The organism is Acinetobacter sp. GW821-FHT01E09, assembly GCF_059422385.1.
In genome coordinates this window covers 1,081,791-1,108,359 of record NZ_JBWKWU010000001.1, presented here as the reverse complement: position 1 = coordinate 1,108,359, position 26,569 = coordinate 1,081,791, and the positions used below count along the sequence as shown (strand labels likewise).

General features: G+C 38.4%; 26 protein-coding genes, 4 tRNA genes and 1 riboswitch. Of the genes, 23 read left to right on the top strand and 7 right to left on the bottom strand.

Annotated features, from left to right (window positions below; genetic code table 11):
- Nucleotides 1-327, top strand: a complete 327-nt coding sequence (locus AC07U8_RS05085) for a DUF4882 family protein (RefSeq protein ID WP_494737432.1) — start codon at nucleotides 1-3, stop codon at nucleotides 325-327.
- A gap of 49 nt (nucleotides 328-376) precedes the next feature.
- On the opposite strand, the gene rluD is transcribed toward AC07U8_RS05085, so the two are convergent.
- Nucleotides 377-1,429 (bottom strand): 23S rRNA pseudouridine(1911/1915/1917) synthase RluD, encoded by a 1,053-nt coding sequence (gene rluD, locus AC07U8_RS05080; RefSeq protein WP_004722483.1) that lies wholly within the window; start codon nucleotides 1,427-1,429, stop codon nucleotides 377-379.
- Nucleotides 1,430-1,500: 71 nt separating this feature from the next.
- Between rluD and AC07U8_RS05075 the strand changes: the two genes are divergently transcribed.
- A complete protein-coding gene (locus AC07U8_RS05075) occupies nucleotides 1,501-2,523 on the top strand; it encodes an outer membrane protein assembly factor BamD (protein WP_151801297.1) in 1,023 nt (340 codons plus the stop codon).
- A 118-nt stretch (nucleotides 2,524-2,641) separates the two neighbouring features.
- Nucleotides 2,642-4,549, top strand: coding sequence for a DNA primase (locus tag AC07U8_RS05070; RefSeq protein ID WP_494737431.1), 1,908 nt, complete (start codon nucleotides 2,642-2,644; stop codon nucleotides 4,547-4,549).
- Between the two features lie 424 nt (nucleotides 4,550-4,973).
- Here the strand turns inward: AC07U8_RS05070 and hemA are convergent, their stop codons facing one another.
- Nucleotides 4,974-6,260 carry a glutamyl-tRNA reductase gene (hemA, locus tag AC07U8_RS05065; protein WP_494737430.1) on the bottom strand — a complete coding sequence of 429 codons (1,287 nt, stop codon included), beginning with the start codon at nucleotides 6,258-6,260 and terminating at the stop codon, nucleotides 4,974-4,976.
- Between the two features lie 107 nt (nucleotides 6,261-6,367).
- Between hemA and AC07U8_RS05060 the strand changes: the two genes are divergently transcribed.
- The 11 genes from AC07U8_RS05060 to panD all read left to right on the top strand — a co-directional run bounded on the left by AC07U8_RS05060 (nucleotide 6,368) and on the right by panD (nucleotide 12,486).
- Nucleotides 6,368-8,050 carry a tetratricopeptide repeat protein gene (locus AC07U8_RS05060; protein ID WP_004819617.1) on the top strand — a complete coding sequence of 561 codons (1,683 nt, stop codon included), beginning with the start codon at nucleotides 6,368-6,370 and terminating at the stop codon, nucleotides 8,048-8,050.
- Nucleotides 8,051-8,058: 8 nt separating this feature from the next.
- A complete protein-coding gene (gene lolB / locus AC07U8_RS05055) occupies nucleotides 8,059-8,667 on the top strand; it encodes a lipoprotein insertase outer membrane protein LolB (RefSeq protein ID WP_034617524.1) in 609 nt (202 codons plus the stop codon).
- A 25-nt stretch (nucleotides 8,668-8,692) separates the two neighbouring features.
- Entirely contained in the window at nucleotides 8,693-9,526 is an 834-nt protein-coding gene (gene ispE / locus AC07U8_RS05050; RefSeq protein ID WP_494737429.1) for a 4-(cytidine 5'-diphospho)-2-C-methyl-D-erythritol kinase, read from the top strand.
- Between the two features lie 4 nt (nucleotides 9,527-9,530).
- Nucleotides 9,531-9,605: transfer RNA gene (locus AC07U8_RS05045), tRNA-Gln, on the top strand.
- 30 nt (nucleotides 9,606-9,635) lie between these two features.
- A tRNA-Gln gene (locus AC07U8_RS05040) sits at nucleotides 9,636-9,710 on the top strand.
- A gap of 19 nt (nucleotides 9,711-9,729) precedes the next feature.
- Nucleotides 9,730-9,804 (top strand) — tRNA-Gln (locus AC07U8_RS05035).
- Nucleotides 9,805-9,895: 91 nt separating this feature from the next.
- Nucleotides 9,896-9,970 (top strand) — tRNA-Gln (locus AC07U8_RS05030).
- 35 nt (nucleotides 9,971-10,005) lie between these two features.
- On the top strand, nucleotides 10,006-10,959 hold the full coding sequence (locus AC07U8_RS05025; protein ID WP_004722497.1) for a ribose-phosphate pyrophosphokinase: 954 nt from the start codon (nucleotides 10,006-10,008) through the stop codon (nucleotides 10,957-10,959).
- Between the two features lie 97 nt (nucleotides 10,960-11,056).
- Nucleotides 11,057-11,353 (top strand): 50S ribosomal protein L25, encoded by a 297-nt coding sequence (gene rplY, locus AC07U8_RS05020; RefSeq protein ID WP_004722499.1) that lies wholly within the window; start codon nucleotides 11,057-11,059, stop codon nucleotides 11,351-11,353.
- A gap of 20 nt (nucleotides 11,354-11,373) precedes the next feature.
- A complete protein-coding gene (gene pth, locus AC07U8_RS05015; RefSeq protein ID WP_004722502.1) occupies nucleotides 11,374-11,952 on the top strand; it encodes an aminoacyl-tRNA hydrolase in 579 nt (192 codons plus the stop codon).
- Nucleotides 11,953-12,105: 153 nt separating this feature from the next.
- Nucleotides 12,106-12,486: an aspartate 1-decarboxylase gene (gene panD / locus AC07U8_RS05010; RefSeq protein ID WP_004722504.1), complete on the top strand. Its 381-nt coding sequence runs from the start codon at nucleotides 12,106-12,108 to the stop codon at nucleotides 12,484-12,486.
- A gap of 57 nt (nucleotides 12,487-12,543) precedes the next feature.
- On the opposite strand, the gene AC07U8_RS05005 is transcribed toward panD, so the two are convergent.
- Both AC07U8_RS05005 and AC07U8_RS05000 read right to left on the bottom strand, forming a co-directional pair.
- Nucleotides 12,544-13,158 (bottom strand): GDYXXLXY domain-containing protein, encoded by a 615-nt coding sequence (locus AC07U8_RS05005; protein ID WP_494737428.1) that lies wholly within the window; start codon nucleotides 13,156-13,158, stop codon nucleotides 12,544-12,546.
- Nucleotides 13,155-14,984, bottom strand: a complete 1,830-nt coding sequence (locus tag AC07U8_RS05000; protein ID WP_494737427.1) for a DUF2157 domain-containing protein — start codon at nucleotides 14,982-14,984, stop codon at nucleotides 13,155-13,157. Before AC07U8_RS05000 ends, AC07U8_RS05005 begins: the two co-directional genes overlap by 4 nt.
- Before the next feature lie 170 nt (nucleotides 14,985-15,154).
- A riboswitch (FMN riboswitch) is annotated at nucleotides 15,155-15,312 on the top strand.
- A 108-nt stretch (nucleotides 15,313-15,420) separates the two neighbouring features.
- Here AC07U8_RS05000 and ribB point away from each other — a divergent pair.
- Complete coding sequence (gene ribB, locus AC07U8_RS04995) at nucleotides 15,421-16,080, top strand: 3,4-dihydroxy-2-butanone-4-phosphate synthase (RefSeq protein WP_056514369.1); 660 nt, start codon at nucleotides 15,421-15,423, stop codon at nucleotides 16,078-16,080.
- 210 nt (nucleotides 16,081-16,290) lie between these two features.
- Here ribB and AC07U8_RS04990 read toward each other — a convergent pair whose 3' ends face one another.
- A complete protein-coding gene (locus tag AC07U8_RS04990) occupies nucleotides 16,291-16,773 on the bottom strand; it encodes a DUF1289 domain-containing protein (protein ID WP_004722515.1) in 483 nt (160 codons plus the stop codon).
- Between the two features lie 235 nt (nucleotides 16,774-17,008).
- Here AC07U8_RS04990 and trhO point away from each other — a divergent pair, with 235 nt between their 5' ends.
- The 3 genes from trhO (at nucleotide 17,009) to AC07U8_RS04975 (ending at nucleotide 20,248) form a co-directional block, all read left to right on the top strand.
- Nucleotides 17,009-17,941 (top strand): oxygen-dependent tRNA uridine(34) hydroxylase TrhO, encoded by a 933-nt coding sequence (gene trhO / locus AC07U8_RS04985; RefSeq protein WP_105713102.1) that lies wholly within the window; start codon nucleotides 17,009-17,011, stop codon nucleotides 17,939-17,941.
- A gap of 508 nt (nucleotides 17,942-18,449) precedes the next feature.
- Complete coding sequence (locus tag AC07U8_RS04980) at nucleotides 18,450-19,025, top strand: DedA family protein (RefSeq protein ID WP_004722518.1); 576 nt, start codon at nucleotides 18,450-18,452, stop codon at nucleotides 19,023-19,025.
- Between the two features lie 614 nt (nucleotides 19,026-19,639).
- Complete coding sequence (locus tag AC07U8_RS04975; protein WP_488631930.1) at nucleotides 19,640-20,248, top strand: LysE family translocator; 609 nt, start codon at nucleotides 19,640-19,642, stop codon at nucleotides 20,246-20,248.
- 72 nt (nucleotides 20,249-20,320) lie between these two features.
- On the opposite strand, the gene AC07U8_RS04970 is transcribed toward AC07U8_RS04975, so the two are convergent.
- Together AC07U8_RS04970 and AC07U8_RS04965 are read right to left on the bottom strand one after the other, a co-directional pair.
- Nucleotides 20,321-20,845: a YecA/YgfB family protein gene (locus AC07U8_RS04970; protein WP_004722523.1), complete on the bottom strand. Its 525-nt coding sequence runs from the start codon at nucleotides 20,843-20,845 to the stop codon at nucleotides 20,321-20,323.
- Between the two features lie 66 nt (nucleotides 20,846-20,911).
- Nucleotides 20,912-21,118, bottom strand: coding sequence for a PA3496 family putative envelope integrity protein (locus AC07U8_RS04965; RefSeq protein ID WP_004722524.1), 207 nt, complete (start codon nucleotides 21,116-21,118; stop codon nucleotides 20,912-20,914).
- 331 nt (nucleotides 21,119-21,449) lie between these two features.
- Here AC07U8_RS04965 and rpoD point away from each other — a divergent pair, with 331 nt between their 5' ends.
- The 5 genes from rpoD to AC07U8_RS04940 all read left to right on the top strand — a co-directional run bounded on the left by rpoD (nucleotide 21,450) and on the right by AC07U8_RS04940 (nucleotide 26,469).
- The gene (gene rpoD / locus AC07U8_RS04960) at nucleotides 21,450-23,393 is read left to right on the top strand and encodes an RNA polymerase sigma factor RpoD (protein ID WP_259191535.1); all 1,944 of its coding nucleotides are present in this window, start codon (nucleotides 21,450-21,452) and stop codon (nucleotides 23,391-23,393) included.
- Nucleotides 23,394-23,520: 127 nt separating this feature from the next.
- On the top strand, nucleotides 23,521-23,808 hold the full coding sequence (locus AC07U8_RS04955; RefSeq protein WP_004722529.1) for a YbeD family protein: 288 nt from the start codon (nucleotides 23,521-23,523) through the stop codon (nucleotides 23,806-23,808).
- Between the two features lie 170 nt (nucleotides 23,809-23,978).
- Nucleotides 23,979-24,668 (top strand): lipoyl(octanoyl) transferase LipB, encoded by a 690-nt coding sequence (gene lipB / locus AC07U8_RS04950; RefSeq protein WP_004722532.1) that lies wholly within the window; start codon nucleotides 23,979-23,981, stop codon nucleotides 24,666-24,668.
- 79 nt (nucleotides 24,669-24,747) lie between these two features.
- Entirely contained in the window at nucleotides 24,748-25,281 is a 534-nt protein-coding gene (locus AC07U8_RS04945) for a hypothetical protein (protein WP_004722534.1), read from the top strand.
- Between the two features lie 3 nt (nucleotides 25,282-25,284).
- Nucleotides 25,285-26,469, top strand: coding sequence for an iron-containing alcohol dehydrogenase (locus AC07U8_RS04940; RefSeq protein WP_004722536.1), 1,185 nt, complete (start codon nucleotides 25,285-25,287; stop codon nucleotides 26,467-26,469).
- Nucleotides 26,470-26,569 lie beyond the last annotated feature (100 nt).

Below are 26,569 nucleotides of genomic sequence, written 5' to 3'. Positions count from 1 at the left end.
ATGCAAAAGAATCCTATCACAAATCAAAATGATATTACCTATGCTTATCTACAACCTTACGATGCTTCAGCTACACAAAATGTAGGGGTGTATATCAATCAAAATGCCAATCAAATTGGATTTATTTTAAATAAACAAAATTTAGGTTATGTAGCTACGATTAATTCAAAAATTAAGTCACTAACTTTTCAACCTCAAGCACTATTCAGTGGTTTTGAAGCCAACTCTCCATACCTAAATAAAACCATGTCATTAGAATTGGTCACGGATAAATCAAAATTTACCAATACTTTTCCTACAGGTACAAAAGATGCTTGTGCTAACTAAATCAATGTATAAAACTGCTCTCATTGAGCAGTTTTATCATGCAAATCAATTAATAGGCTTTATTTTCAGAGCGTAACACTTCAACCAACTCAACGAAATCGTCTGACCACGGTGCTTCAAACATCATTTCTTCTTGTGTACGTGGGTGAACTAGGCCCAATTTAGAGGCATGTAAAGCTTGGCGTTTAAAGTTACGTAATGCACTGCTCAATTTTTCAGAAGCACCTGCTGGTACTTTAACACGGCTAACATAAACTGGATCACCCACCAATGGATAACCAATATAGGTGAAATGAATCCGGATTTGATGAGTACGCCCTGTTTCAAGTTGTGCCTGTACTCGGGTGAAATGCTGAAAACGTTCTTTAACATTGTAATGCGTCACAGCATCACGACCACCCGGTAAAATAGCCATTTTTACACGATCTACAGGATGACGTTTAATCGGTTCATCAATCGTTCCACCCGCAATAATATGACCATAACAAATCAAGTCATATACACGGTAAACTGTTTTTTTAGCCAACTGTTTACTTAAAGAAAATTGTGCTTCTAAATTTTTAGCAACAACCAATAAACCGCTGGTATCTTTATCGATACGATGTACTAAACCTGCACGAGTTAATTCGGCAGATTTTGGGTAATGATAAAGCAAGGCGTTCACCAAAGTACCATTTGGATTACCCGCACCAGGATGAACAACCATACCAACAGGTTTATTGATGACCATAATATCGTCATCTTCATAAACAATGTTTAAAGGGATATTTTCAGGTTGTGCCGACGTTTGTGCTTCCAATTCAACATCTAAACATAGAAGTTCATTGCCTTCGCATTTATACTTAGGCTTGACAATGTTACCATTTACCAACAAATGACCTTCTTTCATCCACTGCTTGAGTTTTTCACGAGAAAACTCGTTCCAAACCAGTGCTGCGACTTGGTCAATACGTTGCCCTAAATAGCTTTCATCCAGTTGAAATTGCAACGATAAACGTGTTGCAGTCGGCGCAGAATTATGATTATCTGCATCCTCAGAATCTTCAAGTAAATTGAAATCATTTTCTGGGAAATTAGAATTAGAAGAGTGTGCTGAAGTCATTTGCTCATTCGGACAAAAGTGGTTTAATAGCGCAATTGTAGCCTATTGCCCGTATAAACAGAGGAATTTTTATGTCGCTACCACGTTATAAAGTCACAATGCTTGCTTTAACTGTAGGCTTAGCAACTGCATTTGTCGGCTGTAGCAGCAATCCGAAGAAGGATGTTGTTGATACAGGCCCGAAATCAAATGAGCAGACTTATTACAATAATGCGATAAAATCATTAGACCGTGGACAATATGGCGATGCTGCAAAAGCATTAGAAGCAATGGATACTTATTTCCCGACTGGGCAATATGCACAACAAGCTCAGCTTGAATTGCTTTACACAAAATTTAAGCAAAAAGATTATGAAGGCACAATTGCACTGGCAGATCGTTTTATTCGTTTAAATCCTCAACATCCGAATTTAGATTATGCCTACTATGTCCGTGGCGTAGCCAATATGGAGCAAAATTATGACAGTTTGCTTCGCTATACCTCATTAAAACAAGCACATCGTGATGTAGGTTATTTAAAAATTGCCTATCAAAATTTTGTCGACTTAATTCGTCGCTATCCTTCAAGCCAATATTCAGTTGATGCTGCACAACGAATGAAATACATCGGGCAAGAACTGGCTGAAAGTGAAATGAATACTGCACGTTTCAATATTAAACGTAAAGCCTATTTGGCTGCGATTGAACGTTCACAATGGGTGATTGAACACTATCCTCAAACGCCTCAAGTTCCTGAAGCCTTAGCAACAATGGCATATGGTTATGACAAGTTGGGCGATAAAGAAACCTCACAACAGTACATTAGCGTGCTTAAGCAAAACTACCCAAACCTTGTTAAATCTAATGGTGAAGTGAATATCCGCGCAGCACGTAAAGAAGCAAGTTGGTGGAACCGTGCAACATTAGGTATTTTAGGTCGTGGTGATAAAGCAGAAGTATCACAAGAAGCGAGTTCTGAAACGTCTGATCAAGCAGAACAAAAATCAAGCTTGTTAAATAAAGTGAGTTTTGGCTTACTTGATCGTCCAAATCGTGAAGTGTCTAAAGAGCCAGCACGTGCAGATGAAAGTTTGTATGATGGACAACGTAAATAAATATTGATTGCGACAAATCAAGACGGGTTTTTACCCGTCTTTTTTATTCATAGATATTTTTAGACTCAAAACTACGTTAAACTTTAAATTGGTTTAAACGATACATGACATTAAATTTATGGCTATTCCTCAGCACACGATAGATCAAATTTTGGATCGCACAGATATTGTCGATCTGATTGGTCAACGTGTGAAATTGAAAAAAACTGGTCGCACCTATTCAGGCTGTTGCCCTTTTCATCAGGAAAAGTCACCCTCTTTTCATGTCTACCGTGATAAACAGTATTATCACTGCTTTGGCTGTCAGGCAAATGGCAATGCCATTCGCTTCTTAATGGATATTGATAATCGAAATTTTGTCGATGTCATGAAAGAACTCTCCAGCCATGCAGGTGTCGAACTTCCCAAAGACAATCATGACAATAAAAAACTGTCGTATAAGCGTGAAGTATCCAAGCCTAAACCAGCAGTGAAGGCTGTAGAAGATAAAGTAGTCGATTCTAAACCCGCTGAGCAAAAAATAGATTCTGTTCAGCCCCTTGAAATTGACCCTTTTGAAGCCTTTAGCCAATATCCAGATCCTGAGCATTTCGATCCAACCCAGTTTGACTCAGTAGGTTTTGATCAGATCCCTCAAGATGGCAACCTTTATGATCTGTTAGAAAATATTGCGCAGTTTTATGAACGCCAATTACCAAACAGTAAAGTGGCGCAGAATTATTTTAAACATCGTGGTTTAAGCGCCGAAACAATCCAATATTGGCGCTTAGGCTATGCGCCAGAAGATTGGCAACATTTAGAAAAAGCTTTCCCACAAGATATTGAAGGTTTAAAACTGCTGGGTCTGATTCGTACCAGTGATAGTGGTCGTGACTTCGATTTGTTGCGTGATCGAGTGATTTTCCCGATTCGAGACAACAAAGGTCGTGTTGTAGGTTTCGGTGGTCGTGCATTGAATGACGAAATCAAACCGAAATATATTAACTCACCTGATTCTGAAGTGTTCCATAAAAACCAACTGCTTTACGGCTTGTATGAAGGGCGTAAAGACCGTGCGCAAAATTGGCTCATGGTTGAAGGCTATATGGATGTGATCGCCTTACAACAAAACGGGATTTCTGGTGCGACAGCAACATTAGGTACGGCCAGTAATGCAGATCATTTAACTATTTTATTTAAGCAGAACAATCAAATCACGATTGCATTTGATGGTGATGCCGCTGGACAAAAAGCAGCACGTCGAACCTTAGAAATTGCTCTACCGTTATTGAATGATGGCCGTGAACTTAAATTCTTTGTTCTACCCAAAGAACATGACCCAGATTCGTTGATTCGTAAGGAAGGTTTTGAAACGTTTCAACGAATATGGCAACAATCCCCTTTATTATCGGATTTCGTCTTTGCTTTATTGAGTCAAAATTATGATGTTGCTACACCTGAAGGTAAAAGTCAGGTGATGGCTGAACTCAATCAACTGACTGAATTATTGCCTAAACAAGGTTCTTACCGCTATTTATTAAGACAATTTTTTAAAGAAAAGTTAGGTTTTAATCGAAAATGGCAACCTCAAGTCAGCTTAGATGCCTCATTGTCTTTTAATATTCGCACCAAAGATGAAGACTTTGCTGTGGCGATTTTGATGCAACATCCGTTTTTATATATTCACTTTGAAGTATTACGTGCATTGATTCAACCAGATGAGTTATTGGCGCAAATCTTAGCGGTATTTGACCGTATCTTTGATGATCTACCAGATGATCAGGAACTTGCAACCTATTATATTTTAGGTGCATGTGGTGCTTATCATTTGGAACTCTCTGAAATCATACAACGTACCAATATCCAGGCTTTGGCTGAAGCGCCTGAAATGGCAGATAAATTGGCTTCAGATTACTCTTTGGCCTTGCAAGAGAAATATTTAAAATTAAAGCTTAAAGCACCAACCTCATTGAGTGAATCACGTAATTTACGTAAACAGCTCAATGAACTGACTAAACAAATTAGTTTAAAGTTGGTACATCATTAATTTTCTATAAACGCTTCATTGAGCTTATCAAGTATTTTGAAATACAAAAAATTCATATGGCTATTGGCCTCTTCCATTGAGGAGTCATAAGGCTTATATAGGTTTATAAATATACGTTTTTGAAAGTTTTCATCACTAAAAAACGCATTGGTGGGGTAATTAGAATCTGAGTGTGCATTTATACTTTCGACCATAAGTGCATCAAATATCCGCCCTGAATAATCTAGATAAAAGCAATATAGTTTAGGTTTTTTGGGATTCTTATAGCATCGATCAACTGAATCAATTACCCCCATAATTCCACCCTGCGTAGAGAGGCTATGTAGATCCTTAATTGCTTGGTTCTAATTTGATGGCACTAATATATACACCAATAATAGCTGGTGAAGCAAAAACATTAAATCACATTCGTTTTAAAAAATAATCACTTCGCTTTTGGTTTTCTTTCTTGTTCAAAAATATCCTGAATATTTTCTTTCATCCATTCAAAATGTGAAGGATCTTCATCCTGTGCTGCTTGGCGTAGCAAAATTGAAGATGGGTGCAATAACTTTTGCGTCAAACGATGTGCAAAATCCTCAAGTACATGTTGCGTATCCTCACCTGCCTGAATACGCTCTAAGGCATGCGACAACTCCATCTGGCGTTGTTCCTCACCGTGCTCACGAAACTGTTGAATCGTCCCACCAGCATCTTTTACTTTTTGCTGTGTCACCAACTGAGTTACCAATTGATTGACCATAACCTCTGCTTCAACCGCAGCTTGACGTCGTTGTGCTAAATTTTCATCAATTACACTTTGTAGGTCATCCACACCGTATAAATACACACCATCCAAACTTTCAACTTTTGGATCTATATCACGAGGTACAGCTAAATCGACCATAAGCATTTGTTGATAACGACGTTTTTTTAAAGCGAATTTCACATCTGCATAAGCAATGACTTGATGCAAACTGCCTGTACAACTGGAAATTACATCCGCACGATAAAGCTGAGTAGTGAGTTCATTAAATGGAATAATCTCCACTTCAACACGGTGCGCTATTTCTTGTGCTAATTTCTCTGCCCGTCCACGGCTTCGATTACAAATCAGGATTTTTGCAACGCCCATTTCAGCCAAGTGTTTTGCCACCAAGCTGTTCATTTCACCTGCGGCAACCACCATGACTGTAAGCTGTTCAGGCTTACTAAACACTTGCAATGCGAGTTGAGCAACAGCATATCCCATTGAGACAGCATGACTACCGACTGCCGTTTCAGAACGTACACGTTTGGCTGCATAAAAAGCATATTCAAATATTTGATTCAGATTTTGCGAAACGATTTCAGCATCTTTTGCGATTGATAGTGCTGTTTTAACCTGCCCAAGAATTTGCGGTTCACCCAGCATCAATGAATCTAAACCACTGGCAACCCGCATTAAGTGCGAAACTGCATCGGTATTTTCATAACGATATACATGATTTGACAATTGCTTTACATCAATACCATTGGTTTGGGCGAGCCAATTTAATACCATATCGGCATTTTCAGCCATGGCATAGACTTCAGTGCGGTTACATGTTGACACCACCACCATATCATTCAAATTTTGGCGAAGGCTTTCTACGGCAAATAAATCTTTTAATCGTTCTGGATTAAAAGCGATTTGCTCACGTAGCTCAACAGAAGCAGTTTGATGGTTGACACCCAATGCAAAGAAAGACATATCAGATCATCATTTCGCTAAATTTGTGCTATTGTGCAATAACGGTGTCATAAAAAGCATACTTGGATTCGGAAAAATTGCGTCAAATAAACAACCGCTTAAGCGGCATGACAATTAAGCAATATTCTACCACATTCTTACTGGTTGGTAGCATGGCTTCTAGTGCTCATATTAGAGCATCTGGAGAATTTTATCATGCTAAATATAATACTAATGCATTAAAACAAAGTATTATTGCTGAATTTTCATTGGCTTATAATGATACTGCAACTGCTTTACACAATTATACTGTGCTCGCAATTCGTAGTAATTCAACCACCATTAAGCAACGTGCCTTGAATGTTGCAATTGAACAAAACGATTTAAAAGCAGCTTTAGACATTGCCACCCATTGGGTTGTACAAGAACCTGAGGACGTTCCTGCAAAATTTTATTTGGCGCATATCGCGCTCAAATCACATGAATATGAGCTTGCAGCGGAGACTCTGGACAGTATTCTCAATATTGACCCCAACGCTGATTTAGAAAAGATTTTAGAGGGAATTGCACCAGAATCAGAAGTAGATCGTCAAAATCTGCTCAATACGCTGAGAGCAAGTAAAGAAAAAAACAACCCTTCTGTTTTAATTCTAATTGCGGGTTTGGAAGCGCAAAACGATGAAATCGAACAAGCCTTAAAAACCGTCAATAAAGCGTTAAAAAAACGTTCAAAAGTGACTGGCTTTATTCTGATGAAAGCCAATTTATTAGAGGCTTTGGGTGACCAAGAGGCGACTTTAAATTGGTATGATCGAAGCAGTCGTAAAAACAAGTACAACTATGATATCCGTCTGGCAGAAGTCAAATATCTGATCAAGATTCATCAATCTGAATTGGCCTTAAGCAAATTAGAATCGATTATCCAAGCTTGGCCAGATGCTGAAGAGGCTCTATTTATTGCAGGTTTAACTGCGATTGATTTAAAAAAGCTGGATCAAGCTGAACAGTATTTAGTGGAGTTACGCTACTCGTCACGTTATCAAAACGAAGCTTATTTTTATTTGGCAGTAAATGCTGAACGAAAGCAAAATGATGAAACGGCAAAAGCCTATTATCGTTTGGTTGATGGGAACTTATATACGGTTTCACGCCGTAATCTGGTCTCGATTTTTGAAAGACAAGACAAGATGAATGATGCTTTGCGGTTTTTAACCCAAGAACGTGTCAATTATCCACAACATGCAAGTTTCTTATATCAGGCTCAAGCCGAGATTTTAAAACGCATGGGCAATAAAAAAGCAGCGCTGAGATTACTCACGGAAGCAGTGAAGAACTTGCCTGATGATCCTGAAATTCTCTATTCAGAAATACTGCTTCTTGATCCATTTGAGGATCGTGATTTACTTGATAAAGCATTGAAACAACTCTTAACTTTAGAGCCAAATAATCCTGCTTATTTAAATGCTTATGCCTATACGCTTGCACTACAAAATAGACGTCTAGATGAAGCGCGAAAGTATGCTGAACATGCCTTAGATTCTGCGCCAGATCAGGCTTCGATTTTAGATACGCTGGGATATATTACATTCTTGCAAAATGATTTTGATGCCGCCTCGAACATTTTATCGAAAGCTTATAATTTGAGTCATAGTGTAAACATTGGTATTCGATATGCAAAATCGTTGTATATGCAAGGTGCCTTAGCTCAATTTAATGAAGTGTTACAACAACTCAAACAAAACCATCCAAATGATCCTCAATTAAATCAATTAGATTCATTAATATTACCGCAACATATTAAAAAGAGTTAATGACTTGTATGCGTCACATTCCACAGATCTTTTGCACCCTAACTGCTGTAACCGCTTTTACCCTCACAGGTTGTCAACAAGTCGTAAAACCAGCACAAACCACACCTACGCTTACAGCACCCACTGATGCCACAACGCCCCCACAAAAACCGTCAAATCAATTTAATCTTGAAGGGAAAATTGGGGTAAAAACACCGAAACAGTCTGGCAGTGCATTCTATACATGGACACAAGACCAACAAGATTTTAATATCCAGTTGAATGGGATCTTAGGTATTGGCAAAACTATTATTGAAGGAAAATCTGGAGAAGTTACCCTCAATAGCGCTAAAACAGGTTCGATTTCGGCTGAAACACCAGAAGAGCTGCTTGAAAAAGCCACAGGCTGGACTGCACCTATTACCCATATTGTCGATTGGGTTCAAGCTTACCCTGCCACTGAAAATGCACAAATCACCCGAGATAATACTCAACGTATTGCTCAAATCATTGAAGATGGCTGGACTGTAGATTTTAGTTATAACAATCAAGCGAGCTTGCCCAATAAGCTGATTTTAAAACAACAACTTGAATCTGGTCAGGAAAATCGTATTACAATGGTGATTCAAAACCGCTAAATCTTTACCTTAGACAATGAAATCTATGATTCGTGTTCCCTCTCCAGCAAAATTGAATTTGTTTTTGCATATCACAGGTCGACGTGAAAATGGCTATCACGAGTTGCAAAGTATTTTTCAGCTGATTGATTTGTATGACTGGTTAGAATTCACCCAAACAGAACATTCTCAACCTGAATTCAGTCTTGAAGGTTTGAGTAACGTCGATTTGGAACATAATCTGATCTATAAAGCGATTCAAATTTTAAAACCTTATGCTACACAGCCGACTGGTTTAAAAATTCGTATCGAAAAGAATATTCCAATGGGTGCAGGTCTAGGTGGTGGTTCTTCCAATGCAGCCACCACATTGATTGTGGTCAATCAACTTTGGCAGTGTGGTTTAAATACTGAACAACTGGCTGAGCTTGGGGTTAAATTGGGTGCAGATGTTCCAATCTTTGTTCATGGTCGTAATGCTTGGGCGGAAGGTATAGGTGAACACTTAACATTCATAGACTTAGATCAAAAACAATACATTGTGTTAAAACCTGATTGTTTTATCAGCACTCAACGACTTTTTTCGCAAAAAACATTGACAAGAGATACGAAGCCTACTAAATTTTGCGCCTATCAGCTAAAGCCATCCAATTTTAGAAATGATTTTGAGCCACTGGCAAGAAATTTATATCCTGAAGTTGATGAAGCAATGCAGTATTTAGATCAGTTCGGTACAGCAAAGCTTACAGGTACAGGTGCTTGTGTTTTTGTTGAAGTCACTGAACAAATGAAGATTGATGATGTTTTAAATCATTCACCCTGCAAAGCCTATTTGGTCAACAGTTTGAATGAATCACCACTCACTCATTTTACAGTGTAATGATAGGGGCGTCGCCAAGTGGTAAGGCACCGGGTTTTGATCTCGGCATCCGTTGGTTCGAATCCAGCCGCCCCTGCCATCATTTTTCATCTGTAGATCGTTGTATTTTAGGGGCGTCGCCAAGTGGTAAGGCACCGGGTTTTGATCTCGGCATCCGTTGGTTCGAATCCAGCCGCCCCTGCCATTAAATACAACATCAAATTAGGGGCGTCGCCAAGTGGTAAGGCACCGGGTTTTGATCTCGGCATCCGTTGGTTCGAATCCAGCCGCCCCTGCCATTTTCTCAAAAAAGACAGAACGTAGTAATTTGTATTTAATGTTGATTTACCTTGACAGAGACATACAAAAACACTAAAATTCTGCCGCATTAGGGGCGTCGCCAAGTGGTAAGGCACCGGGTTTTGATCTCGGCATCCGTTGGTTCGAATCCAGCCGCCCCTGCCATCTAATTCAAATCTGCCAACCGCCAAGGGTGCTTCATGCCCAATCTTGTCGTTTTTAGTGGAACTGCGCATCCACAATTCGCCCAAAAAGTCGTTAGCCATTTGCACATCCCTCTGGGAGCTGCTGCTGTAGGTAAATTTTCTGATGGTGAAATCACTGTCGAAATTACTGAAAATGTGCGTGGTAAAGACGTGTTTATCGTACAGCCCACTTGTGCCCCTACGAATGATAACCTTATGGAAATCTTAGTAATGGCAGATGCTTTGCGTCGTGCAAGTGCTGGTCGTATTACTGCTGTAATTCCATACTTCGGTTATGCACGCCAAGACCGTCGTCCTCGTTCAACTCGTGTTCCAATTACTGCAAAAGTTGTAGCAGACATGCTCACCACTGTGGGGATTGACCGTGTTGTAATGATCGATTTGCATGCTGACCAAATCCAAGGTTTCTTTGATATTCCTGTAGATAACATCTACGGTACACCTGCTTTGCTTGCTGACTTACGTCAACAACAACATCATAACTTGATGGTGGTTTCACCTGACGTTGGTGGTGTAGTTCGTGCACGTGCTGTTGCAAAACAAATGGGTGATATCGACCTTGCAATCATTGATAAACGTCGTCAAAAAGCTAATGAATCACAAGTGATGCATTTGATTGGTGATGTACGTGATCGTGACTGTGTGATTGTTGATGACATGGTTGATACAGCTGGTACTTTGTGTAAAGCTGCCGACGCACTTAAAACTTTTGGTGCTCGTAAAGTGGTTGCTTATGCAACGCACCCTGTACTATCAGGTAAAGCACTCGAAAATTTAAGCAAATCTGTAATTGATGAATTGGTTGTTACTGACACAATTCCACTTTCAGATGAAGCATTAAAACTTGGTAAGATTCGCCAAGTTTCAGTAGCAAGTATGGTTGCTGAAACAATTCGTCGTATTAACAACGAAGAATCTATTAGCGCAATGTTCGATTCTTATCTATAATAGCGCCAAATTTTCAAAGCCCTACTCTTTGGTAGGGCTTTATATCACTGGGCTGGTCGAAAGTTCAGTCAATTACACTCAATGAGGAAATGTCATCATGGCAAACTTCGTATTAAATGCAGTAGCACGTGAAGAAGCAGTTCAAGGGAAAGGTTCGAGCCGCCGCCTTCGTCTTCAAAATAAAGTTCCAGCAATCATCTATGGTGGTTCTGCTGAACCTGTAGCGGTTACTTTAGAACTTCGCGAGCTTGTTAAAGCTTTAGAAAACAACTCTTTCTTTGAAGAAGTTATCGATCTTAACATCGAAGGTAAAGTTGAAAGCGTTAAAATCCAAGCTTTACAACGTCACCCAGCTAAAAACACACCAATGCACGCTGACTTTAAACGCGCATAAGTGTTAAATGGTGTAAATGAGTGAGTAAACTTTCACTGATTATTGGTTTGGGTAATCCAGGTTCTGAATATGCCCAAACCCGCCATAATGCAGGCTTTTGGTTCGTCGAACGCCTTGCAGAACAATATGGTATTACATTAAAAACTGATTCAAAGTACAAAGGAATCAGTGGTCGCGGTAATATTGAAGGACAAGATGTTCGTCTACTATTGCCCACAACGTTTATGAACCTTTCTGGTCAAAGTGTTGTTCCCTTTGCAAAATTCTACCAAATTAAACCAGAAGAAATTCTCATCGCTCATGATGAACTGGATATGAATCCGGGCGTCATTCGTTTAAAAACTGGCGGTGGACATGGTGGTCACAATGGTCTACGTGACATTGTTCCTCATATTGGTTCTAATTTTCATCGCTTACGTATTGGCATTGGTCATCCCGGCGCTAAAGAAAAAGTTTCAGGACATGTACTTGGTAAAGCACCAAGCAGTGAACAGACTTTAATGGATGATGCAATACACCATGCTTTAGGCAAAACAAAATTATTGGTTAATGGTGAGATTCAGCAAGCAATGAATCAAATCAATGCTTATAAAGCATAATTTAAACCTAAATTTTATGTTCTTTGTTCAACAATTTTTCTTGCCATGATTCATTTTTAAGAGCAAAATGCGCTTTCAAATGCATCCCCCCATTGAAAATTGTTGATTCAACACAAGATAACAATTGTAAGGGCTACTCTGGAGACGCAAATCATGCTATCTCGTTTATTAAAAGCAAAAATCCATCGTTGTGTTGTTACACAAGCAGAATTACATTATGAAGGTTCTTGTGCAATCGACGGTATTCTTTTGGATTTAGCTGGTATCCGTGAATATGAAGAAATTCATATGTGGAACGTGACTAATGGTAAGCGCTTTACAACCTATGCGATTCGTGGCGAAGAAGGCTCAGGCATCATTTCAGTCAATGGTGGCGCTGCACTTCAAGCTGATGTTGGTGATTTAATGATTATTGCCACATTTGGTGATTTTACCAATGCTGAAGCTGATGCGCATAAACCACGTCTTGTATATGCAAATCCAGACAATACAGTAAATCACACAGCAAACTGTATCCCTGTTCAAGTTGCATAATTGCACACAGATGATTCAAGACCCGCAATGTTGCGGGTTTTTTTATGCTTACTCTACTTATGACGATTTATCTACAGAACGAAATCCATCACGCCAACGTTGTTTAGTCTCACAGTCCAGATCTTGTAAATGCTCTCCTCGTAAAGATGCAAGAATCGCATTGCCCTGCTGATCCACCTTAAACTCAGCATATTTTGCTTGCTGATAACATTCAGCTAAACCTTCTGCAAATAAAAAGCTATTGGATGCAGGATAAAGTGATCTATGCCGATTATCAGGGTTTTTCAAAATCAATTTTACAGTTTGCGCATCTTTAGGTTTTTCAAAATAAGTATGTGCCACCTTTTTCTGTTGATCCAATTCAACATAAGCCGTAACCGAAGGCTTATTTTCAATCACTTGATCAAAATAATGCCCCGAAAAGATATGATTTTCATCACTATCACTTGGATCTACATTGTTCTGATCACCCTGATTTAGCTTTTGCGGTGCAAAGTAAAGTTGATAACTCAGCACCATATAATCACCTTGTATTAACGAACGTGGATCAACAGGTTGTAAGTGGACATATATACTCTGACTATTCTTCAGATGCTGTTCATTCTTAAAAATGATGCCTAGAAAAAGAACAATACAGATTAAAGCAAGACAAAGAGGAGTGAATTTTTTCATGTATTTACTCCCTCTTTTGATTGGAATTTATGTAGCACCCAAGTCAGTATCAACAAAATTAATCCTGAGCTAAAAATACTTAGACTTTTAACGAGGAAGCTAACATTCAACGCGTAGTAAATAAAACATAAGGTTAACGCCAAAGTCACTAAAGCGAAACCATAGACAATCTTATCGTGCTGTGACAATGCCCATGAAAGTATGGCGATACAAATAAAAATTTCAAAATAGCCATAAAATATCAGTACTGCAGCAAAAGCCAATAAAATCAATTGAGCAATCAAGCTAAATTGATTGCGAATCCTCAACACCATAAACAAAGCCAACCACAAAATAGGCAGCCCCAAGTTGAGAATAGGAAGGTATCTAATTTTCTCTAATTCATATTGTCCAAATAGTGTATAGAAACCCAAGGATGAAAGAATAATCAATAAATTAGCCAATGCTAAACTGCGTTGATATTGACTGGGTTGAATACGATGCACCCAAATCATTACGAGATAAAACCCATAACTTAGCAAGATCAAAAATGCAAAATTTTCAACAAAACGATGAAATCCAAGCAGAACGTTTAAATCCCAAATCAACGCAATACCAGATAAATATAAGGCAAATAGTTGGATAAAAATAAAGAACCAATGGCTGCGAATAAAATAACTAAGACACAGCATGGCAAATTGAATAAAGAAAATTGGAAAGAATTGGTCAGTTAATTCAACCGTGTGGAAAATCACAGCATTTTGCCCTGCGACCCATATACAATAAGCAAACTGCCTTAAAAATAAAGCTTGTTTGCTTCTTAAAATAAAGGCAGCCAATACCACAAAAACTGCCCCCATGATCAAGGAAAAATTGCCCCAAAATGTCAGCATCAATGATGCCAATAAAACACCTGCAATCCATGCCCCCACTGCGATAGGAATATTATTAAATTTGTTTTGTGGGATAAACTTAATCAATAAAAAAGTAATCAATGCAAACCAAGCGAAAACCACCAGTGCAATTGAAAATAATCCGAGCACTTCGGATTCACGAAACAGACTATTCATCCATTTGAAAATCACCAGCGTAAATGTAATCCCTAAACCTACTGCTGAAAGCACACTGCATAATTGATCTCTTTTTCGATAAAAATAAAGTAGTGCAATCGAAAGTAGAAAAAATGAAGAAATTAAATAAGCGATCTTAAGGTTTATCCATGTAAAAACCATGGCTGTGGCTAATGCTAAATTACTGTCACCATATAAAAATAGCCCCATATGCCAAATTGAAAGAATGCCAAACCATAAGACAAAGAGATAACGCAGCTTTTGATAACAACGAAGACAAAAATAAAACTGAAATAGTGAAAGGAGATTTAAGCTAAATAAAAATGTGACAGGATATTCATCAGCCCAAAATGTTTGTTTAAAAAACAAAAATAAGGTGAGTTGGCTGACAATACAGAGCAATGTAAAAACACCAATATTTGGACGATACAACCACGGCAGTAATAAAATAGACCAGATTAAAAATAGTAAATAACTATCTGCCCCTGTTTGATAAATTTGACCAATGACAGCCAAACTTAAACCAATCATCAAGCCACTTATTGTATGCAAACACTGTACTAAATAATCATGCTGAACTAAAAAAATACTTGTTACAGCACTGAGTAACAAGAAGAGTTGTGGAATTGCTAATTGAAAAAACTGAGGCAACATAAACCAATTTGCAGCGGTCAGATATAAAATACTGACTGCAATTAGAGCAAATCCCAAAACCTGTAAGTGTTTAACAAAGTCATCATTACGCCATGAATAGACATCTTGCTGAATCGTGATCAAGCTGAGTCTCCTTATTTTATGCTTTGCTATTTGTTGATCACTATGACCACAAATATTCTTTTAAATGTATAAGTTTAATTATTTTCTATAGCAACTATTGTTCTATCTATAGTACTGATCATTCTAAAAAAAAGCATCCATTTAGTAAAAAAGTGTCTATAATAAATGCACATCGCTTCAGGGCGGGGTGTAATTCCCCACCGGTGGTAAATTGGACGGATTTTCAATCCTGAGCCAACAGCCCACGAGCTTATCACGCTTAATCGTGATTCGCAGATTTGGTGAAATGCCAAAGCCGACGGTATAGTCCGGATGAAAGAAGACGACGTCACAGCTTAAAAATTTCAATATTCGCTATTGGAAAAGGTTTTGTAACGCCACTATTTCAAATGTCCTGAAATGTTCAACCGTATTTTAACTTTACGAGAGCGTTTCAATGTCTAGTTTAATTCAACCCGAAATTTTCTTTTCTGCACTATCCCCTGCAGACCAACGTATCGAACAAGCAATCGAAGATATGCGCCAAGGCAAACCTGTTTTGGTCATGGACGATTTTGATCGTGAAAATGAAGCAGATTTAATTGTTGCAGCTGAAACCCTCAATATTGAAACCATGGCACGTATGATTCGTGATGGTTCTGGTATAGTCTGCTTAACCATTACCGATGATTTAGCAGATCACCTTGAACTCCCACCGATGGTTCAGGACAATTCAAGTCAATTTAAAACGGCTTTTACCATCACCATTGAAGCAGCACAAGGTGTAACAACAGGCGTTTCTGCAAAAGACCGTACCACTACTATTCATGCTGCAATTAAAACAGGTGCTGTCGCAAGCGATCTGAATCGCCCCGGTCATGTCTTTCCATTGCGTGGTCGTAATGGTGGTGTATTAACCCGTCGTGGACATACAGAAGGTTCTATTGATTTGGCACGTTTAGCTGGTTTAAAACCCGCTGGTGTATTATGCGAAGTGACCAATCCTGATGGAACAATGGCTTCAGGCATTCAAGTTTTAGCATATGCACAAACGCATCATTTAACGCTTATTACTATTGAAGAATTGGTTCAGTATCGTTTAAAACACAATGTCTAAGAAAATATTTTAAGTCATCACATTTAGACAGAGTAAAAAAGCCAGTTCAAATCTTTGGACTGGCTTTTTAATATTGATTAGGTATTCTTGGTTAAAGTGCGATGAAATAACAGCGCCAGTTTTTGTTTTAATTTTTTATAAGTGGCACTGATTAAAATTAAATAGCCAAAATATCAAGCTGATGAATAATAAATCATTGAAGAAATAAGTTTAAACATCTTCCAAATGTAAAATACTTTGACGAATACCGTCTGCACGTAACCATGCAAAATCATAACTTGCATTGGCCAATGCCAATACACGACGTTCAAACTCATCCCAAAGCGGTTTTACCTGTTTCGCTTGAATTCCCAAACCACTCTCTTCTGCGAGATGTTTATTTTTTTCACAAATTTTTAATGCATGATACAACTTGCGCCCTTTAGAAGCAGAATCCATCACTCGTATACGTTTACCCAAAATAAAACCTTCAATATGTCTTAAATCGGCAAAAGGTAGCATCGGAATTAAAATTTGATCGAGCTGTGCATCCAGCCTCTTCCAAACGGCTAAACGTTGCGCTGAATCATATGTATTCCATTGGATCACTTCATGATTAAAACGACGGCAACCACGACAAACAGAATCACCAAATACCGTTGAACAACGACCAGCGCATGGCGTTAAGGTGGGTATCCGACGTTCGTTACTCAAAATTTACTCCTTACATCAACGATGTGACACACTTTTTTGGCACGAAATAATCATTTCGCAATACTATATATGGTATATAAAATATTTTAAAGCACTATATTTAGTATAAAAACCCATATTTTTTTCAGGGAATAAAAAAACACTACAAAGACTAGGGTTTTCTCGCATATTCATGTAAATCACGCTAAAATATGCGCCTTAAATTTTATTCTATCTTAAATATTTGGAGTACTCCATGAACGCTACTGTAGAACAGCTTGCACCTGTAGAACAGCAAGCGACCTCTGGTTGGGTTGTTGCAGCACTTTATCAATTCAAAGAAGTTCAAGATCCTGCTGATCTTCAACAACGTCTTTTAGACTTGGTAAAAACCATCAACCTTTGCGGTACTCTTATTATTGCAGGTGAAGGAATTAACGGAACTGTTGCTGGCGATCGTCAAGCGATTGATGTCATTCATCAATTCTTATTGAATCAAGGCTTTAATAGCATGGAATATAAAGAATCACATAGTGATGAAAAGCCATTCCGTAAAATGAAGATTAAGCTAAAGAACGAAATCGTAACTTTAGGTGTAGAGGTGAAACCTCGTGATCTTGTTGGACATTATCTTGATCCAAAACAATGGAACGAACTGATTGCGCGTGATGACGTGATTTTGATTGATACACGTAATGATTATGAATATAAAGCGGGTACTTTTAAAGGCGCGATTGATCCTAAAACAGAAACCTTTCGTGAATTTCCAGAATACGTAAAAAAAGAACTTGAACAGCATAAAGATAAGAAAATTGCGATGTTCTGTACAGGCGGTATTCGTTGTGAAAAATCAACATCGCTACTGCTTCAAGAAGGTTTTAACGAGGTGTATCACCTTAAAGGCGGTATTTTAAAATACCTTGAAGAAACCCCTGCTGATGAAAGTATGTGGGAAGGTGAATGTTTCGTATTTGATGGTCGTACTGCGGTGACGCATGGTATGGAAGAAGGCGAAAATATTAAATGTCATGCATGTGGTTGGCCACTTGTTCCCGAAGAAGCTGATTTACCAAGTTATGAACATGGTGTTTCTTGCAAATATTGTATTGATAAAACATCTGAGAAACAAAAAGAAGGTTTCCGTATGCGTCAATCACAAATTACTGCTGCAAAACGCAAACGTCTTTAGGGGCTGTTAGCATTTCATAAATGGCTTACGTTGTAGGTTAAAATTGAGCATGAGACGTATACGTCGTAAAGCATGAATGGAGAATAGCGAGACTATTTTCGAGTTTCATAACGAAGGCTGAGATAATTTTAACCACAACCCTGAGCAAGAACAAAGCACTGCTTTGTTTGCAGCGCAAGGCGCAGCGGGGGACTAGCGTGTTTTTTGTCGCTTCGTCGTTACCTTGCGAAACGATGTTTCTCATCATTTAGAATGACTAAATTTCATATTTCGTGCCTAGTATCGCCTAAAAAACACGTGTAGTCGCAAACATAGACGAATTGTCAACAGACCCTAACCTTTATCAATTTTAAAATGCTTCACTCAACCGCAGCTTATTGACTGCGGTTTTTATTTAGATATTTTAACAACACAACAAATTCTCACTATATTTTGATAAATGAAAACCATACCATGTTCATAACGCCCTATTTTTATATATAAAATGACTGATTGGATTATTTCGATCATGGAGCAACTTGGTTACTTCGGTATTGCTCTTTTGATGTTTTTAGACAATGTTTTCCCGCCGATTCCCTCAGAAGTGATTATGCCATCAGCTGGGTTTGCTGCATCTAAAGGTCAATTATTATTATCGGGTGTAATTATCGCAGGAAGCTTCGGTTCACTGCTTGCTGCCGCGTTGTTGTATTGGGTGGGTCGAAAAATCCCAAATCAAAGCATTTTTAATTGGGTTGACCGCTACGGTAAATACCTTTTTATCAAATCTGAAGATGTCAAAAAAGCTTTAGATTGGTTTGAAAAATATGGACATCGCGTGGTTTTCTTTGGGCGAATGGTTCCCGCAGTTCGTTCTTTGATTAGTATCCCTGCAGGCATGAGTCATATGCCCTTTTGGAAATTTATGCTCTATAGCAGCGTAGGGACAATCATCTGGACCACTTTTCTTGCATGTGTCGGTTATTATTTTGGAAACAATATAGAACTCATGCAACAAATTTTTAGTCGTGTGGGCTATGTGATCATTGTCATTGTATTAATTTTAGTTGCTTATTTTTTCTATAAAAAATCAAAAGCACGCTAAAAATTATTGTGCACCCAGTATTCAGTTAAAACACACTATTTGTGTGCATTGAGTCGAGCAGACAAATTTGTGTTTGCTTGGCCGAGCTCTGTGTTCTTAACATTAGCCCTTAAGATTAGCTGTCTGACAAATAATCAACGAATTCCAAGAATAACCACAAAGACATTAGAGCTTTCATAAATCAAAATAATCATGCGGAATGAATCATATTGCTATTAAAAGTTCCTTCTCCCTTTGGAAAAGACTAAGACGAGAGCGGCTATATGTTGATTTATGGGTTTTAATAGGATTTATAAAAAAGCCTATTGTTTATATTTTCTTATACTCCCCGTTTCACCAATGCCGACCAATTGAAACACGATCACCATATATAAATAGCATCACTGTATAAAAAACAGTCAATCGTAATCAATACACCACAGCGATCGTAAAAATTCACCACACATTCGATGTGACCAAAACTTCCGAGCGATTGAGAAATTTGAGTGAATTCAACGGCAAGCACCATACATTCCAAAAAATCATGCATTTCATCAAAATATTATCGCTTTAAACCAATACAAATATATGAAAAATATAAAAATAATTAAAACGGTGTAAAAAAGGATACATGAGTGAATGAAATGATTGCTGTGATTTTAATCACCTGCTTGGCAGTAATAAGTCCTGGCGCTGATTTTGCTATCGTGACACGAAACAGTTATTTATATGGTCGAAATATTGGATTAAGCACTGCTTTAGGTATTGCCTGTGGTGTTTGGGTACATGTGGGTTATAGCCTACTTGGCCTGGGTTTTTTAAAAAATCATATGCCCTATCTTTTACAAACAATTCAATATATTGGCGCTGCTTATTTAATTTATCTTGGCTATAAAACATTCACGCAGGCAAAAATAAAACTGGATGAAATTGGTGTTGGTATCAGTAGTTGGCAAGCGTTTAAACATGGTTTTTTAACCAATAGCCTAAATCCCAAAACAACTTTATTTGTAATCAGTTTATTCGCTCAGTTGATGACTTCTACAGGAAATTCGACCATTCAGCTTTTTGCTTATGGTGCGTTTATTTCGTTGAGTCATTTTGTTTGGTTTGGCTTGATTGCCTTATTTTGTGCACATCCCCGCATACGAAATAAAATTTTAGATCGCCAAGTGGTGATCAATCGTGTGATTGGCCTTTTACTGTTTATTTTAGGTTGTAGCCTATTATTTGCACGGTTTTAACTATTGGCGTAAATCACCAACAAAAAAAAGCATGCCACTTTTCAGTGAGCATGCTTTTTTTATACGCGCAAATTAATTTGGTGTGTGGTACATCAAATAAATTTCATTTAGATTTTCAGGAATTTCTTCAGCAATCTCGTCCATTAACTGGCCGTTGCGGCGGAAAGATTCCATTTGAGGATCTTCATCATCAATACCACTGAACACCATCATTGGTAGTGTGAGATCAACAACTTGATCTTCATATTCTGGTGCAAACCAAGCTTCTTCATTCAGGAACATTGCATCGACAAAGCCAACACTCCAGTCGCCTAAGCTTGATTCAACATCAGCTTCTTCAATTTCAAAAGGAAATGTAATTCCTTCTTCATTGGCTAAGTTTTGACGAATCGCTTCAAGCCATGCTTTGATTTGTACAATGATTTCTGCTGGAACTTTCTTTTGATTATTATCAAATAGCTCATCAAGCCATTTATCAAAAGTAGGACCAACCGCAATTGCGCATAAGAAACCATGAGTCGCTGCGAAATCTAGACCAAATTCATTTTGGTCACCATCTAGATAATCACTCAGTAGGTCTAAATCTAAAGCACTCATTTTGTTTCCAGTAAATTTGTATCAGATTTAAGCATAGCATTTTCCCACGCCATGCCCAATGAATTTTTAATCTTCGTCATCAAAATCATCGTCATCATCAATGTCATAATCAAAATCTTTTAAATCTTTTTCTAAACGACGTTGAGCAAGTAAATCATCGATCAAACGTCGCTTTTCTAAAGATTCTTTGGCGCTAATTTTGCTTGATGACTCATCGAAACTAACATCATCATCACCGTAGTTATCATCTAGTTCAAAATCTGTAGAAGACACTAAAACTACCTCATAATGAAAAAAAGTGAATGGGTCTAGGCGCTATTTATCTGTCTTCAGAAAACTTGTCAAGTTTTTTCCGTTTTTTTTACATTTAAATGCGAATTTGGGCTTTTTTCGAGCCCTATTTTATGTAATGATATAATCCACCCTGCGTCTTACTATTTTATGACATTTTCTGAATAGAAATCGCACGGGATGATCTTGAAAATAACAATTTCACCCCCACCTATTTGATTGAATTTAAATTCTGAATATTTTATCGGACAGTTTTATGCTGATTTCTTCCGATGGAATATGCGAGCTATTCAAAGATATATTTTAACAGATTGTGCGATTACGCACGGTTTTTCATTGCCACAGATTCAACGAGAAGAGAGTAAAGATGAGCGAAATGCATTCCCCTACTTCCCAAGTAGCGGCTCTTATTAGCCGAGGCAAAGAACAAGGTTACTTAACCTACGCTGAGGTTAACGATCATCTCCCAGACTCGATCACCGAAAGCGAACAGATTGAAGACATTATCCAAATGCTTCAAGACGTTGGTATTCCAGTTCATGAACGTGCACCTGAAACTGACGATGCAATGTTCGAAGGGAATAGCGAAGCTGGCGATGAAGTTGCAGAAGAAGAAGCTGCTGCAGTACTTGCCTCTGTAGAAAATGAGCCAGGTCGTACCACTGACCCAGTACGTATGTATATGCGTGAAATGGGTACCGTTGAACTTTTAACACGTGAAGGCGAAATTAGTATTGCCAAACGTATTGAAGAAGGTATTCGTGACGTTTTACATTCAATTGCTTACTGGCCAAATGCTGTAGAAGTTGTTTTACAAGAATATAAAGATTATGAAACTGGCGAACGTCGCCTTGCCGATATTTTATCAGGCTATTTAGATCCTGAATCTGACGAAGTGATTCCAGAAGTTTTAGAAGACGAAGCTGAAGTTATCGTTGAAGAAGAAGATACTTCTGCAAAACCGACTAAAGAAGTGAAGTTGGATGATGAAGACGAAGAAGAAGAGTCTGAAAGTGATGACGATTCTGAAGGTGAATCTGGTCCAGATCCTGAAATTGCGAAAGCGCGTTTTGAAGAGCTAGAAGCAGTTTGGAACAGTGCAAAAGTCGCAATTGCGCAACATGGCCGTAACAGTACTCAAGGTACTGAGGCAATGGAAGCACTGGCAACTGTGTTTATGATGTTTAAATTTACACCGCGTTTATTTGACATCATTTCAGAAATGATTCGTGGCACGCACGAACAAATTCGTACCTCTGAACGTGAAGTGATGCGTTATGCAGTTCGTCGTGGTCGTATGGATCGTACACAATTCCGTACATCATTCCCAGGTCAAGAATCAAATCCTGCTTGGTTAGATGAACAAATTGCAAAAGCACCTGCTGAACTAAAAGGCTATTTAGAAAAAGTTCGTCCAGATGTATTGGCATTCCAACAAAAGATTGCTGATATTGAAAAAGACCTAGATCTAAACGTAAAAGAAATTAAAGACATTTCTAAACGTATGGCGATTGGTGAAGCCAAAGCTCGTCGTGCCAAGAAAGAAATGGTTGAAGCCAACTTACGTTTGGTAATTTCAATTGCGAAAAAATACACAAACCGTGGTTTACAATTCTTGGATTTAATTCAAGAAGGTAACATTGGTTTGATGAAAGCGGTAGACAAGTTTGAATACCGTCGTGGTTATAAGTTCTCGACCTATGCAACATGGTGGATTCGTCAGGCGATTACGCGTTCAATCGCGGACCAAGCACGTACGATTCGTATCCCTGTACATATGATCGAAACGATTAACAAGATCAACCGTGTATCTCGCCAATTACTTCAAGAAATGGGTCGTGAACCGACTCCTGAAGAATTAGGTGAACGTCTAGAAATGGACGAAGTTAAAGTGCGTAAGGTGCTTAAGATTGCTAAAGAGCCAATTTCTATGGAAACGCCAATCGGTGATGATGAAGATTCTCATCTTGGTGATTTCATTGAAGATAGCAACATCACTTCTCCAGTAGATGCTGCGACTTCAGAAGGCTTAAAAGAAGCAACACGTGAAGTACTTGAAAACTTAACTGAACGTGAAGCGAAAGTCTTAAAAATGCGTTTTGGTATCGACATGCCGACTGACCACACTTTGGAAGAAGTAGGTAAACAGTTTGATGTAACCCGTGAACGTATTCGTCAGATTGAAGCCAAAGCTTTACGTAAACTTCGTCATCCTTCTCGTTCAGAACATTTACGTTCGTTCCTTGAAAATGACTAAGTTGAATTTGTTCAATCTATGAATACTTTCGGGACTTGAAAATCAATCGAGTAACCCCATTAAGTATTTAAGAGAAATACAATGCCTGCACTTATGCAGGCATTGTTGATAAATTAGAGGTGAAAAAATGTTAGACCGCACTCCATCTCGCGAATTACAAGAAGATCTTTGGGTTTTTCCAATGGATTACCCAATTAAATTGATTGGTAATGCGGGTGAAGAATTACGTGGTGCTGTAGTTGAAATTTTGGTAAAACATTTCCCTGAATTTAATGAAGCGACACTTGTTGTACAACCATCACGTACTGGTAAATATCATTCGATTACGGCTCAATTACGTTTTGAAGAGCTTGAGCAAGTGCATGCCTTGTATGCTGACCTTGCTGCTTGCGAACATATTCGTACTGCCTTGTAATGCTGAAATGAATTAAAAACACGCCACAATGGCGTGTTTTTTTGCACCCTGATTTTATCGGGGAATATGCCCTGCTGGCTTATTTGCAAATGATCAGCAATTGCTTTCACTTTTCCAAACTAAATTTCTTTATAATTAAAGCGATTTCTATATTTTAAGGGCACTTGTCTGTGAACGATGCTGTTCTAAAACCACATCTGATTATTCGTCAATATCAAGACTTAACGCCTTATGCCGAGCGTTTTCAGGAAATGAAATCTTTTACTGAACAACGTGATGAAAATTCTCCAGATCAACTTTGGATCTTGCAACATCCTGACGTACTAACTCAGGGGCAAGCCGGCAAACCTGAACATATTTTAATGCACAGTGATATCCCTGTTGTTCAATCAGATCGTGGTGGACAAGTTACCTGGCATGGTCCTGGTCAAATGGTGATTTATTTCATGTTTGATTTAAATCGCTTGAAATGGAATGTGCGTACATTGGTCACTTATGCAGAGAACTTAATGATCAATCTGCTCAAGAAATATGATGTCGATGCCTATGCCAAAGCTGATGCACCAGGTGTTTATGTCAACGAACGTAAAATTGGTTCACTGGGCTTTAAAATTCGCAGAGGTCGTAGTTATCACGGTTTAGCATTAAATGTTGATTGTAACTTAGATGGCTTCCATACCATTAACCCATGTGGTTATGCAGGTTTAGAAATGGTCCGTGTCTGTGATTTGATTAAAAATTATCCTGATTACAAGCAACTATCAAAAGATGTGATTGAGTATTTTCAACAGAGTGGTTACTTTAGTGATATTGAAGTCATCGACAAAAAATCAAATGACCATGAAGTCATTCACAAATAAATCGCTTTATTTTTATCTGAAAACAAATTAGAGTAATTACTCTAAAACAAAAGTACAATTTTATATAAGGGACTAACGAGTGATTTCAAGTAAATCTATCAAACCCGCTTTAGAACAAGCCTATGTCAAACTCATGATGGATGTGATTGGCAGAGGTTTGGTCATGGCGAGTCAAGTTGATGATGAAATTAAACATGAAGTATCTGTACTCCCTGTTGGTTTTACATTATCGATGAAAGTTTTTCCAAACGGCGCTTCATTTATTGCCAGAGTCAATCAGAACAAGCAGCTTGAACTGGTTAAATCTTTAGACGCTAAGCCTGATCTATCGATTATTTTCAAACATGTTCATCATGCTTTTTTAGTCTTTTCATTTCAGGAAAGTACAGCTCAAGCTTTTGCAAATGACCGTATGATCGCAGATGGAGATGTGGCACACGCCATCCGTTTAGTGCGTTGTCTGAATAAAATGGAAGCATTAATTTTACCTAAACTGGTTGCTGAACTCGCGGTAAAAGAATATCCATCAGAATTAAGCTTAAAAGAAAAATTAGCGGGCGCTGCAAATATCTACCTTAAAGTTGCCCAATCATATTTAAAAGGGAGTGCTTAACACATGGCTAAACCATATTACGAATTTTTCTGTCCTGTAAAAGTGATCGCTGGTCATGCTGCACTCGAACATATTCCTTTCGAACTTGCATCATTAGGCGCTAAACGCCCAATGATCATCACCGATAAAGGTGTGCGTGCCAATCACCTTTTAGCACCTATTGAAGCTGCATTTGAATCTACTGATATTGAAATTGGCATTATTTTCGATGATGTTCCACCTGATTCAAGCCTTGAAACAGTTCGTGCTGCAGCACAAGCCTATCGTGAAAATAACTGTGATGCGATTATTGCTGTGGGTGGTGGCTCAGTTATTGATACCTCTAAAACAGCCAATATTTTAGTCTCTGAGGGTGGCGATGATTTACTTAAGTATTCAGGTGCACACAACCTCCCTCGCCCACTTAAACCATTTTTTGTGATTCCTACCACGTCTGGTACAGGCTCAGAAGTGACCTTGGCTGCGGTCGTATCAGACAATCAAAAAAATGTGAAAATGGCATTTGCCTCAAATTACCTAATGCCACATGCGGCGATTCTCGATCCGCGTATGACCCAAACATTGCCACCACATCTGACAGCAATGACAGCGATGGATGCGATGACACATGCTGTAGAAGCCTATACCTGTATCGCAGCAAATCCAATTTCCGATGCGTATGCAACTGCTGCCATCAAAAAGATCAGTACAAGTTTATTTGATGTACTGGACCATCCTAGTGATGCAACAGGTCGCTTAGAACTTGCTCAAGCCTCAACAATGGCTGGTATTGCATTTTCTAACTCGATGGTTGGTATTGTACATTCTCTTGGTCATGCTTTAGGTGCAGTAGCGCATTTGCCTCATGGCTTATGTATGAATCTCTTTCTTCCTTATGTTTTGGAATACAACAAGGAAGTGAATGGTGACAAGATTGCCGATCTATTATTGCCACTTGCTGGTGCTGATATTTATGCACAGACCCCTGCAAACCAGCGTGCGGATAAGGCCATAGAGACGTTAAATACCATGCGTGATCGTGTCTATCATTTGACTAAGCTTCCACGTACCTTGAGTGAAACAGGTAAAGTTACTCAAGCACAGCTGGATGAAGTTGCCGAAAAAGCGCTCAATGACGGCTCAATCATTTTCAATCCGAAAGAAGCAACCTTTAAAGATTTAAAGTCAATCTTAGAAAAAGCTTGGTAATTGTCTAAAATTGCGACAATATAGAGGGAGCTATTGGCACTAAGTCTATGTTTGCAGTGATGTAGTCTACAGATGAAATGTTGACAGCCCCCGATAGTAA

What these genes read in the sequence shown, in the direction of transcription:
- AC07U8_RS05005 (WP_494737428.1), bottom strand. Translation starts at nt 13,158, where the DNA reads ATGAAAAAATTCACTCCTCTTTGTCTTGCTTTAATCTGTATTGTTCTT.
- lolB (WP_034617524.1), top strand. Translation starts at nt 8,059, where the DNA reads ATGCGTCACATTCCACAGATCTTTTGCACCCTAACTGCTGTAACCGCT.
- AC07U8_RS04980 (WP_004722518.1), top strand. Translation starts at nt 18,450, where the DNA reads ATGGAGCAACTTGGTTACTTCGGTATTGCTCTTTTGATGTTTTTAGAC.
- AC07U8_RS05085 (WP_494737432.1), top strand. Translation starts at nt 1, where the DNA reads ATGCAAAAGAATCCTATCACAAATCAAAATGATATTACCTATGCTTAT.
- AC07U8_RS04940 (WP_004722536.1), top strand. Translation starts at nt 25,285, where the DNA reads ATGGCTAAACCATATTACGAATTTTTCTGTCCTGTAAAAGTGATCGCT.
- AC07U8_RS05060 (WP_004819617.1), top strand. Translation starts at nt 6,368, where the DNA reads ATGACAATTAAGCAATATTCTACCACATTCTTACTGGTTGGTAGCATG.
- AC07U8_RS05025 (WP_004722497.1), top strand. Translation starts at nt 10,006, where the DNA reads ATGCCCAATCTTGTCGTTTTTAGTGGAACTGCGCATCCACAATTCGCC.
- trhO (WP_105713102.1), top strand. Translation starts at nt 17,009, where the DNA reads ATGAACGCTACTGTAGAACAGCTTGCACCTGTAGAACAGCAAGCGACC.
- AC07U8_RS04970 (WP_004722523.1), bottom strand. Translation starts at nt 20,845, where the DNA reads ATGAGTGCTTTAGATTTAGACCTACTGAGTGATTATCTAGATGGTGAC.
- AC07U8_RS05070 (WP_494737431.1), top strand. Translation starts at nt 2,642, where the DNA reads ATGGCTATTCCTCAGCACACGATAGATCAAATTTTGGATCGCACAGAT.
- ispE (WP_494737429.1), top strand. Translation starts at nt 8,693, where the DNA reads ATGATTCGTGTTCCCTCTCCAGCAAAATTGAATTTGTTTTTGCATATC.
- rplY (WP_004722499.1), top strand. Translation starts at nt 11,057, where the DNA reads ATGGCAAACTTCGTATTAAATGCAGTAGCACGTGAAGAAGCAGTTCAA.
- AC07U8_RS05075 (WP_151801297.1), top strand. Translation starts at nt 1,501, where the DNA reads ATGTCGCTACCACGTTATAAAGTCACAATGCTTGCTTTAACTGTAGGC.
- panD (WP_004722504.1), top strand. Translation starts at nt 12,106, where the DNA reads ATGCTATCTCGTTTATTAAAAGCAAAAATCCATCGTTGTGTTGTTACA.
- AC07U8_RS04955 (WP_004722529.1), top strand. Translation starts at nt 23,521, where the DNA reads ATGTTAGACCGCACTCCATCTCGCGAATTACAAGAAGATCTTTGGGTT.
- hemA (WP_494737430.1), bottom strand. Translation starts at nt 6,260, where the DNA reads ATGTCTTTCTTTGCATTGGGTGTCAACCATCAAACTGCTTCTGTTGAG.
- rluD (WP_004722483.1), bottom strand. Translation starts at nt 1,429, where the DNA reads ATGACTTCAGCACACTCTTCTAATTCTAATTTCCCAGAAAATGATTTC.
- ribB (WP_056514369.1), top strand. Translation starts at nt 15,421, where the DNA reads ATGTCTAGTTTAATTCAACCCGAAATTTTCTTTTCTGCACTATCCCCT.